The 10,768-nt window shown below is 62.1% G+C and carries 10 protein-coding genes; 2 read left to right on the plus strand and 8 right to left on the minus strand.

The window, feature by feature from the left end; all coding sequences use genetic code 11:
• Positions 1-69: 69 nt before the first annotated feature.
• Positions 70-1,962, minus strand: a complete 1,893-nt coding sequence (gene aceK, locus P3T24_RS18530; RefSeq protein ID WP_429436697.1) for a bifunctional isocitrate dehydrogenase kinase/phosphatase — start codon at positions 1,960-1,962, stop codon at positions 70-72.
• The gene (locus P3T24_RS18535) at positions 1,959-2,384 is read right to left on the minus strand and encodes a MerR family transcriptional regulator (RefSeq protein ID WP_429436699.1); all 426 of its coding nucleotides are present in this window, start codon (positions 2,382-2,384) and stop codon (positions 1,959-1,961) included. The genes aceK and P3T24_RS18535 overlap by 4 nt, the downstream gene beginning before the upstream one ends.
• 157 nt (positions 2,385-2,541) lie before the next feature.
• On the opposite strand from P3T24_RS18535, the gene P3T24_RS18540 reads away from it, so the two are divergent.
• Positions 2,542-3,615, plus strand: a complete 1,074-nt coding sequence (locus P3T24_RS18540; RefSeq protein ID WP_429436702.1) for an MBL fold metallo-hydrolase — start codon at positions 2,542-2,544, stop codon at positions 3,613-3,615.
• Positions 3,616-3,713: 98 nt separating this feature from the next.
• Here the strand turns inward: P3T24_RS18540 and P3T24_RS18545 are convergent, their stop codons facing one another.
• The 5 genes from P3T24_RS18545 to argS form a co-directional block, all read right to left on the minus strand.
• Entirely contained in the window at positions 3,714-5,309 is a 1,596-nt protein-coding gene (locus P3T24_RS18545) for an ABC transporter substrate-binding protein (protein WP_429436705.1), read from the minus strand.
• 217 nt (positions 5,310-5,526) lie between these two features.
• Positions 5,527-6,297 carry an SDR family oxidoreductase gene (locus tag P3T24_RS18550; RefSeq protein ID WP_429436707.1) on the minus strand — a complete coding sequence of 257 codons (771 nt, stop codon included), beginning with the start codon at positions 6,295-6,297 and terminating at the stop codon, positions 5,527-5,529.
• A gap of 16 nt (positions 6,298-6,313) precedes the next feature.
• Positions 6,314-6,952 (minus strand): thiol:disulfide interchange protein DsbA/DsbL, encoded by a 639-nt coding sequence (locus tag P3T24_RS18555; protein WP_429436710.1) that lies wholly within the window; start codon positions 6,950-6,952, stop codon positions 6,314-6,316.
• 150 nt (positions 6,953-7,102) lie between these two features.
• Positions 7,103-7,840 carry an SPOR domain-containing protein gene (locus P3T24_RS18560; protein ID WP_429406954.1) on the minus strand — a complete coding sequence of 246 codons (738 nt, stop codon included), beginning with the start codon at positions 7,838-7,840 and terminating at the stop codon, positions 7,103-7,105.
• 79 nt (positions 7,841-7,919) lie between these two features.
• Positions 7,920-9,710 carry an arginine--tRNA ligase gene (gene argS, locus P3T24_RS18565; RefSeq protein ID WP_074263195.1) on the minus strand — a complete coding sequence of 597 codons (1,791 nt, stop codon included), beginning with the start codon at positions 9,708-9,710 and terminating at the stop codon, positions 7,920-7,922.
• Between the two features lie 274 nt (positions 9,711-9,984).
• Here argS and P3T24_RS18570 point away from each other — a divergent pair, with 274 nt between their 5' ends.
• Entirely contained in the window at positions 9,985-10,311 is a 327-nt protein-coding gene (locus P3T24_RS18570; RefSeq protein ID WP_074263196.1) for a DUF1840 domain-containing protein, read from the plus strand.
• Between the two features lie 247 nt (positions 10,312-10,558).
• On the opposite strand, the gene P3T24_RS18575 is transcribed toward P3T24_RS18570, so the two are convergent.
• Positions 10,559-10,762, minus strand: a complete 204-nt coding sequence (locus P3T24_RS18575; RefSeq protein ID WP_429436713.1) for an acid-shock protein — start codon at positions 10,760-10,762, stop codon at positions 10,559-10,561.
• Positions 10,763-10,768: the final 6 nt, after the last annotated feature.

Below are 10,768 nucleotides of genomic sequence, written 5' to 3' on the forward strand. Positions count from 1 at the left end.
GTTGTTGGACCGATGGACCGGTCGGTGTCGTTGCAGGAGGGGCGGGCGTAGAACGGGGTCCATGTTCGTTCACGCCGCGCGAGCGGCAGATTCGCGCGTTGCCGTTGTGTCGTTTGTGTTGTTTGCGTCGCTTGAGCCGCTTGAGCCGCTTGAGCCGTTTGCACCGGCAGCTTTCTGCACGCCGGCTCCGGGAGCGAAACGCTCCGGATAGCGGATGCAGAAGCGAACACTGCTGTCGTAGGGAAAGAAGTCGGGCAGTTCGCCTTTCAGTAAGTGATCCTTATGTCGTTGCCACAGCGCCGGATCGAAGAAGTCTGCGTGATGCTGCATGAAAGCGCGGCGCACGCGCGGATCGCCGAGCAGGAAGGTACCGTAGGTTTCGGGAAAGATGTCGTGCGGGCCAACCGCGTACCACGGCTCGCCGGACATCTCGTCTTCCTCGTTGCGCGGCGGCGGCACCGCGCGCACATTGCAATCGGTCAGGTATTCGATCTCGTCGTAGTCGTAGAACACGACGCGACCATGACGTGTCACGCCGAAGTTCTTGTACAGCATGTCGCCGGGGAAGATGTTCGCCTGCATCAGCTCCTTCACCGCGTCACCGTATTCGCGGATGCCGTGATCGACGTCCTCGTCGCTGCCATTTTGCAGATAGAGGTTCAACGGCACCATGCGGCGCTCGATGTACAGATGGCGGATCACGAGGTTGTCGCCCTCGTATTCGAGCATCGACGGCACTTCCTTTTCGAGTTCGCGCAACAGCGCTTCGTCGAGGCGCGAGACAGGCAGCGCCACGCTCGAATACTCCAGCGTATCGGCCATGCGTCCTAAACGGTCGTGTCGTTTGACGAGCTGATATTTGCCCTGAATCTGTTCGCGCGAGGTTTCCTTGGGCGGCGGGAAATTGTCCTTGATCAGCTTGAACACATAAGGAAACGACGGCAGCGTGAACACCAGCATCACCATCCCTTTGATGCCGGGTGCGATGATGAACTGATCGCTCGAATGCGACAGGTGATGCAGCAGGTCGCGATAGAACAGATTCTTGCCCTGCTTCTGCAAGCCGAGCGAGGTATAGATTTCCGCCTTGGGCTTGCCCGGCATGACGGTGCCGAGAAACTCCACGTACGCGGACGGCACTTCCATATCCACCAGAAAATATGAGTGCGAGAAGCTGAAGATGATCAGCAACTGGTCGCGCTTGAGCAGCACGGTGTCGAGCGTGAGCAGACCGGGCTTTACGTGACGCAGCGGCACGGCGAATGGGAGCAGCGCGTCACCGTTGATGATGCGCCCCACGATATACGCCGACTTGTTGCGATAGAACAGCGACGACAGCACATGAATCTGGAAATTGGCGGCTTCGTCGAAGGTGCCGAACGCGTCGTGAATGGACTGCATCACGCAGCCGACGTCGCGCTGCAGATCCTCAAACGGGGGTTCCAGCTGGAAGTTGGTGACGACGCGCTCGAGCGTTGCAGCGAGACCGTCCTTACCAGGGTAATACGCGCGATAGGTCGGTTTGGCCGCGGGTTCGTCGTTCTCGATGTAGTCGGTCGAGATGGCGGGCCGCACGAAAATAAAATCGTTGTTGAAATAGGAGCGATGCAGAATCTTGCAGCATACCGAATTGAAAAACGTTTCCGCGCATTCAGGCTGATGATGCGTGGTCAAGAGACCGATGTAGTGCAGCTTGATCTGCTGCCACACCTCGTCGTCGATATTTTCGGCATCGTATTCGTCTTCAAGCAGCTTGACGCATTCCGCGACCCGTTCGTCATACGAAGTAATCCGTTCCCGCGCAAGGCGTTGCAGGCCATGCCAGTCACCGGCTTCGAACAGGGCCTTCGCGTGGATCGCGGCCTCGCGGAAGACGCGGTAGTGGCGATCGAATCCTTCGAGCATCGTCTGCGCAAGATCGAAGCCAATCTGCGACGACAGCAGTTTGGGAAAGTGATTCATGTCGAGCGGGCGTCCGACACCAACCCTTGCGGCTCGCGTTCGCCGCTTTCAAGCAGCGCGCGCGCCTGGGCTTCGTATTGCGCGAGGTCTTCGAGCGTCGCGTTCAGGTCTTCGAGCTGGCGCTCCAGCACTTCGCGATGCCGTGTCACGGTGGCGAGAAACGCGTGCAATTGCTGAGCTGTGTCGGTCGGCGATTCGTACAGATCGAGCAGATCGCGGATTTCCGACAACGTAAAGCCTAGCCGCTTGCCCCGCAACGTGAGTTTCAGACGTGTTCGGTCGCGGCCCGAGTAGACGCGCCGCAGTCCGCTCGACCCTTCACGGCTTGGTGAGAGTAAACCCTGGTCTTCGTAGAAGCGGATCGCTCGCGGGGTGACGTCGAATTCACGCGCGAGCTCGGTGATGGTGTATTGCGTGTTCATGGGACGCCCCGTGGCCGGGCAGAAAAACCGATTGGACGATAGAATCGACGTTTACGTTATCGTCAACTTGAGTAAAGCGCAACCAGGGCTCGCGGCGACGAGGTGGCAGGTATTGCCGCGACGCCGACCGCATGACCGATGGAAAAAGACCCCCACAATGAATGCTCTCGAACACCAGCTCGACTACCCGTTCAACGACACCTTGCCGGACGCCGGCCACGCATTCGAAGTGACGCCTGGCGTGTTCTGGCTGCGTATGCCGCTGCCGTTTGCGCTGGACCACATCAACCTGTGGTTGCTGCGCGATGAGATCGATGGTCAGAAGGGCTGGACGGTGGTCGATTGCGGCATCACCTCGGACACGATCAAGGCGAACTGGGAGCAGGTGTTCGACACGGTGCTCGAAGGCCTGCCGGTGCTGCGTGTGATCGTCACGCATTGCCATCCGGATCACATCGGTCTTGCGCACTGGATCTGCAAGGGCGGCGACAAGCAGCGCTGGGACGTGCGTCTGTGGATGACGCTTGGTGAATACATGCAGGCGCGCGTGATGGCGTCAGGCGACGGCTCGAACGCGGGTGGCGCTGGCGCAGCGCGCCACTTCGCACTGCATGGGCTCACCGACGAGGTCTCACTCGACAAACTGCGCAATCGCACGAGCTACTACTCGAACCTCGTTCCGGCGATACCGGGCCAGTATCGGCGCGTGCGTGAAGGACAGGGCATCGATATTGGCGGCAAGACGTGGCGCGTCGTGACCGGCTTTGGTCACTCGCCGGAACACTGCGCGCTGCATAACGAAGCGGACGGCGTGCTGATTTCGGGCGACATGGTATTGCCGCGTATCTCTACCAACGTTTCGGTGTTCGACATGGAGCCGGAAGGTACGCCGCTGGCGCTATATCTGGAATCGCTCGGCCGCTACGAGACGATGGCTGAGGATACGCTCGTACTGCCGTCGCACGGCAAGCCGTTTCGCGGCGTGCGAACCCGTATCAGGCAACTGCGCGAACATCACGATGCCCGGCTCGCCGAAGTGCGCGAAGCCTGCGCGCAGAAGCCGCAAAGCGCCGCGGATATCGTGCCGTTGATGTTCAAGCGGCAGCTCGATATCCATCAGATGACGTTTGCGATGGGCGAGGCGCTCGCGCATTTGCATCTGCTGTGGCTTGCGGGCGAGTTGAAGCGCACGTATGACGCGGATGGCGTGATCCGGTTCTCGCCGCTCTAGACTCTTTGCTGGCCTGGTCCGCAAAAGAGAAAGGCCCGGTGCATTGCAACCGGGCCTTGTTGTTTGTGCTCGCAGCTTTTCGGCTCGGCGCAGCAGCCTTACTGCACGACCACTGACGTAAAGTTCTGCCGCCCAAACGGACTCACGTGATACCCGCTCACATCGGTCCGCGTGATAGCCGCAGCCGTCGGATACCCAAGCGGAATCCACAACGCCTGATCGTGGATGAGCTGCTGCGCAGCTTCATAAGCCTTCGCGCGTTTGGCCTGATCCGGCGTGGCCTTGCCATCGGCGATCAGCTTGTCGAGATCGGCGTCGCAAAAGCGCGCGAAGTTGATGCCCGACTTCACCGCGTTGCAGCTAAACAGCGGCGACAGGAAGTTGTCCGGGTCGCCGTTGTCGCCGGCCCAACCCATAAACAGCGTGTCGTGCTGGCCCTGCTTGGCTTCCTTGATCAACTCGCCCCACTCGATCACCTTGACGTCCGCTTTCACGCCGATCTTCGCGAAGTCGGCCTGCAGCAGTTCGGCGCCGGCCTTCGGATTCGGATTGAGCACGCTGCCCGTCGGCCGCACCCAGATGGTGGTCGAGAAGCCGTTCGGAAAGCCTGCCTCGGCGAGCAGGTTCTTCGCCTTCACCGGGTCGTACGGCCACGCCTTGACTGATTTGTTGTAGCTCCAGGTGTTCGGCGGATACGGATTCACAGCCGGCGTCGCCGTATTGTCGAACACGGTCTTCAGATACGTCGTGCGGTCGAACGCCATGTTCAGCGCGGCGCGAACCTTCTGGTTGTCGAGCGGCTTCTTGTCCGTATTCAGCGCGACGAACGCCGTCATAAACGCGGGCGTCTGCACGATCGCGAGCGACTTGTCGGTCTTCGCGTCGGCCACATCCTGCGGCTTCGGCGAGAGTGCGATCTGGCATTCGCCGGTCTTGACCTTCTGCGCCCGCACCGTGGCATCCGGCGTGATCGCGTAGATCAGACGGTCGACCTTCGGCTTGGGACCCCAGTACGTCGGATTCACGTCATAGCGAATCACGGCGTCCTTCGTGTAGCTCTTCAGCACGAACGGCCCGGTGCCAATCGGTTTGGCATTCAGGTCGACCTGCTTGCCCGCCTTCAACAACTGATCGGCGTATTCGGCGGAGTAGATCGAGGCGAAGCCCATCGTCAGGATCGAGACGAACGTCGCGTCCGGCTGGTTCAGCTCGAACTTCACCGTGTTGTCGTCGACCTTCGCGACCGATTTGATCAGCTTCGGCAGCCCCATCGATTGCGCGTGCGGGAAGCCGCTCGCTCCCGTCACCTTGTGCCACGGGTTGCTGTCGTCGAGCATGCGGCTGAAGGTGAACACGACGTCGTCGGCATTCAGCGGATGGGTGGGCTTGAAGTAGTCAGTGGTCTGGAACTGCACGTTGGGGCGCAGATGGAACGTATAGGTGAGGCCGTCGGCGCTCACGTCCCAGTTCTGCGCCAGCGCGGGCACTACCTTCTTCGCGGCCTCGTCGTAGGCGACCAGCGAGTTGAAAATCACGTCGGCTGACGCATTGGTCGTCACGAGCGAATTGAACTGGACGACATCGAAACCGTCGGGGCTCGCTTCGGTGCAGACGGTCAGCGGTTTGGCCAGCGCGAGCGCGGGCGCCGTGACGAGTAGAGCGGCGATTACGGCGACGGGCAATTTAATGCGCATAGGATCTCCCATAACAAGCGCGGCCGGGCACGCGGCCTGCGCGGACCACCGACTTCATTGTGATACGTTTCCGGCGCCGGCGCAGGTCGTGCCTGCGCGAAACCGCCAGCGCGCAAGCTTATCGAACGGTGGTTGTGCCGACAACAACCGAATCGGCATATCCATATGGACGCAGCGCCGCGGCTTTGAACACTTTCGCGCTCACGGCCTGCCTACCCTATTCGGCGGCGCGCGGCTTGCGCGGGGCCCGTTCGAAGGCGCGGTCGTAGATCCAGCGCGGCAGCACGTGCAACAGCATGGCCACGACGCGCATCTGCCACGGGAAAATCGCGAAGCGCGTGTTACGCGCAACTGCGTCGGCGACCTTCGCGGCAAAGCGGTCGGCGTCCATCAGAAACGGCATGCGATACGGATTGTGCGCGGTCATCGGCGTGCGGATGTAGCCGGGAGCGATCGTGACCACGTTGACGCCCTTGGGCCGCATCTCGACGCGCAGCGCCTCGAGATACCTGAACGCGGCGGCCTTGGAGGCGCTATAAGCGCCCGAACCGGGCAAGCCGCGCACGCCGGCCACACTCGCCACGCCGACCAGCGAGCCCTTGCCTGCCGCCATCATGGCGGCCGCGAACGGCTCGAAGGTGGCGACCATGCCGAAGTAGTTGACGTCCATGACCTCGCGGAACGCGCGCAGGTCGCCATGGCCGGTGAGCGCGCCGCGGCTGACGCCGGCATTGGCGATCACGATGTCGGGGCAGCCGTACTGCGCGATGAACTGCGCAGCGGCGGCCGCGAGCGCATCGGCGTCGCGTACGTCGGCGGGGTAAATCGAGATGGGATGATCCGGATGGGACTGCTGGAAGGTGGCGAGGGCGTCGCCGCGACGGGCAACCAGGCCAAGAATCGCGCCGCGCCGCGCGTATTCGGCGGCGAGCGCGAGGCCGATGCCACTGGAAGCGCCGGTGATAAAAACCTTGAGAGTCGTACTCATACCGGCGCCTCAGGCTTTACATCTTCTTTGCGCGGACCTGGGCGACGAGATAATCGAGGACCTGGAGCGTGCCCGGCAGGCTGTTGGTCGCAGCCGGGCCGGTTTCATACTTGCCCTGTACGGCCAGCGTCGGCACACCGTCGATCTTGTAGTCGTCCAGCATCTTCTTGTCGCGCTGGATCTCGCTTTGCGTCGAGAACGAGTTGTACGCGTCCATGTACTTCTTCGGATCCACGCCGTTCTTGGCGAGGAATTTGGCCTGATCTTCCGGCGTCAGCAGATAGTTCTTGTTGACGTGAATTTCGTTGAAGACGACCGGCGTGAGCTTTTCTGCAAGACCCAGCGCGTCGAGCGCGTGGTACATCTTCGAATGGGGGATGAAGTCGTCGCGGAAGGCCACCGGCACACGTTTGAACACGACGTCGGGGCCTTGCTTCTTGATCCACGTTTCGAGGTAGGGGTTGAATTCGTTGCAGTGCGGGCAGCCGTACCAGAAGAATTCGGTGACTTCGATCTTGCCGGCCGGCACGTCCACCGGCTGCGCCTGCGGCAGCACGGTGTAGTCCTTACCGGCGACCGGGGCACCAGGAGACGCCTCTACGGCCGCACTGACGAGGCCGATAGAGAGAAAGAGAATGCTCAGCAGTTTTTTCATGTCTTGTTGACCCAATTAGGCGGAGTAACGATGCGACGGCGGTGCGGTGACCGTCCAGGCCGCTCCGTTATGAGGTTTTGGCGGCAGGCCTCTAAGGTGCTTGAGACTCGCGCCGCACGCTGAGGTTCAGCGGCGGCGCATGACGGAACATTACTGCTTGGTAAAGCGGATCACGGCGGTATCGACTCCGGCGTCGGACAGACGCTGGCGGGCCGAATTCATGTCCTCGAACTTCGAGAACGGTCCAATGCGCACGCGGTAGTAGGTGACTCCGCCGGCATCGCGCTGCGTGACCTTCGATTCGAAGCCCTGGAAGGCGAGGCGGGCACGCTGCTGCTCCGCATCCGCCGATGTCTTGTACGCGCCAACCTGCAGGAAATAGCCGCTGTTCGCATCGGCTGCGTTCGAGGCCGGCGCGGCCGCCGTGCTGGACGGAGCGCTAGTGGCCTGTTGCGGTTTCTTCACCGTACCGGAGGCGGCCTGATCCTGTGCGGGCTGCGGCGCAACCGCGACGCCGTTATTCGCTGCCGGGCTGCTGGCCGGCGGCACTTCGACGATTTGCGGTTCCTGCAACATGCCGCCCGGCGGATTCGCGCCGTTGGTCTGGCCCGGCGCGGTGTTCGGCGGCGCCGGCTGGTTGGCCTGCGGCACCGGCTGGCCTGGTGTTTTGCCTTGCAGCGGACGGTTCGGATCGTATTGCGCCTCGCTCGCGCTGGTGTCGGAAGCCGCAGGCGGGGCGACCTTGGCGACGAATGGCGTAGGCGCCCGGGTGATATACAGCGCCACCACTACCGCGATTGCCAGGCCGACAATCAGGCCCAGTACGATGCCGAGAAATGTGCCCCCGGTTTGTTTCGACTGCTTTGTTGTGCGGCGTGGTTTTGCCATCGTCTAAATCACCTGCAAAAAGAATCCTGGAACGGTCGTCGATTATAACGACGGCCGAGTGCATGTCGTGCCGGAGGACTTACATCTTTTCGGGAGCAGAGACGCCGATCGTCGCGAGGCCGTTTGCCAGCACCTGGCGCGTGGCGGCGAGCAATGCAACGCGGGCGTTACGCGCCGCTTCGTCGTCGACGAGGACGCGTTCAGCCTTGTCATTGTAGAACGAGTGGAATTCGCCCGCGAGGTCGCGCAGATAGAAGGCGACCGCGTGCGGCGCGAGTTCGTCGGCGGCGTGTTGCAGCATGTCGGGGAATTCCGCGAGTTTTTGCAGCAGTGCCATGGCCCGCTCGCTGGTCAGCAACGACACGTCCACCGACGGCAGAATGGCCTCGTCGGCGTTGTAGCGCGTCTTCCACTCGCTGATGACCGAGCATATCCGGGCGTGCGCGTATTGCACGTAGTGCACCGGATTTTCGTCGTTTTGCTTGAGCGCCAGGTCGATATCGAACACAAATTCCGTGTCGGCTTTGCGCGAGATCAGGAAGAACCGCACGGCGTCGCGGCCACGGCGGATCGTTGCTTCGTCGAGCAGATCCGGCGAGGTTTCCGAGCCCGGCGTTGCGCCGCCCGACCATTCGATCAGGTCGCGCACCGTCACATAGCTGCCCGCGCGCTTCGAAATCTTCACTTCCTCGCCATCGCGCATCACCGTGACCATCTTGTGCAGGATGTAGTCGGGATAGCCCTTCGGAATGCCGATGCCGAGACCCTGCAGACCGGCGCGCACCCGCGCGATCGTGCCGTGATGGTCCGAGCCCTGCACGTTGATGACCTTGGTGAAGCCGCGTTCCCACTTGGCTACGTGATAGGCGACGTCCGGCACGAAGTAGGTATAGGTGCCGTCGGTCTTGCGCATGACGCGGTCTTTGTCGTCGCCGTCGTCGGTCGTGCGCAGCCACAGCGCGCCTTCCTGCTCGTAGGTCTTGCCGGCGGCGATCAGCGCCTTCACCGTTTTCTCGACGCGGCCTTCCGCATACAGCGACGATTCGAGGTAGTACTGGTCGAATTTCACGCCGAAGGCCTGCAGGTCCATGTCCTGCTCGTGGCGCAGGTAGGCCACCGCAAAGCGGCGGATGGCCTCCAGGTTGTCCACGTCGCCTTCGCCCTTGACCGGCTCGACGTCTTTCGCGGCGACCGTTTCACCGTTCATGTAGTCGTGCGCAATATCGGCGATGTAGTCGCCGTTATAGGCCGATTCGGGCCAGCCGGCGTCGCCCGGCTTCAGGCCGCGCGCACGCGCCTGGGTGGAGACGGCCAGCGTATGGATCTGCACGCCCGCATCGTTGTAGTAGAACTCGCGATGCACGCCGTAGCCTTGCGAAGCGAGCACGTTAGCGAGCGCATCGCCCAGCGCCGCCTGGCGGCCATGACCGACGTGCAGCGGGCCAGTTGGGTTGGCCGAGACGAATTCGATCAGCACACGCTTGCCGGCATCGCGCTGCGAGCGGCCGAACGCTTCATGTTCCGCGAATACGGCGGCGATCACTGCCTGTTTGGCCGCGGGCGAAAGGCGCAGGTTGATGAAGCCGGGGCCGGCCACTTCTGCGGCTTCCACGAGACCTTGCGCTTGCGGATGGGTGAGCACTGCATCGACGATCTGCTGCGCGAGCTGGCGCGGATTCGCGCGCAGCGGCTTGGCGAGCTGCATCGCGACGTTGCAGGCGACATCGCCGTGAGCGGCGACCTTCGGGCGTTCCAGCGTAATGGTGGGGGCGACGAAGGCGGCTTCGGCCGTGCCTTGGGTCGCTTCGGCGACCTGCTTCACGGTGTCGGCGAGGAGTAGTTCGAGCGTTTGTTTCTGTGCGGGCAGCATGCTTGTTGCGAGTCCAGTGAGGCAGTGCGGTGAAACGGGAGCAGCGCGCGAGGCGGGGGCAGACCACGGCCGATCGGCCGTGCGAACCATTGTCCGGCACGGAGCGGCGCGCTTTTGGGTCAGGACGGATTTTAGCAGGTGCTAATATGTCCAATGAGATGCCCAACACAGGGCCGTGGCCGCCGGCGCTCGCCGGCCCGCCAACGAAACGCACGCTGACGGTCGTCCCACGGCCATCGGCGCGTAAATCAAACAAATGAAAAAGGGAACTGTCATGCTGATTACTTTCAAATGCCGCGCCGCTCCGGACGTGATGATGCTGGAAAATCTGGCGCAATACCTTGTTGGCATTGTCGGCAAACGTCTTGGTGAGCGAGGGGTCATCATGCACGATGAACTGGGCGAAGCAATCACCAAACTGGAATCGGCCATCAGTTCCGACAAGCAGGAACGTGCCGAGCACGAGGGCCACTTTCACGAAGGCGAAGAGGGCCACGAGCACCACGAGATTCCGGTCGGTCTGGCGCAACGGGCCTATCCGTTCCTCGACATGCTTCGCGCCGCGCAAAAGGAAAACGCCGATATCGTCTGGGGCGTTTGACGGGCGTCAGCGCGCTGTTGCGGCGTTGCCGCGCGGCTCCTGCGCGATGCGATAGCTCCGAAGTCGGCGCCCGGGCCGGACGTTGCCCCGCGCAATCGACACATCCAAACACAAGAGCCCGCTTCAAGCGGGCTCTTGTGTTTTATGCAACCGCATAAGCCCGCTATCCGTCTCGCTGCAACAACAACGAGCGTGACAGCGACGGGCTACGGGCGCGCGACTGTCCGGCCTTTCGGGCCGGCGCGGCTTATTGGCTGGCGGCCGGTGCGGCTGCTGCGGACGAGGCACCCTTCTTCATCTTCTGCTTCTTCGGCTTTTTGACGTGCTTCTGGGTAGGCGGCGAGTACGAGCTGACTGCACTGCTGCCACCCGGAGCGGCTGTCTGCGCGAAGGCTACGGAAGTGCCGGCTGCAAGCGAAAGACCAGCCAAAATCAACGTCAGCTTTTTCATGCGAGA

Origin of the sequence: Paraburkholderia sp. GAS33 (assembly GCF_050436645.1) — a bacterium.
Lineage (GTDB): Bacteria > Pseudomonadota > Gammaproteobacteria > Burkholderiales > Burkholderiaceae > Paraburkholderia > Paraburkholderia phenazinium_B.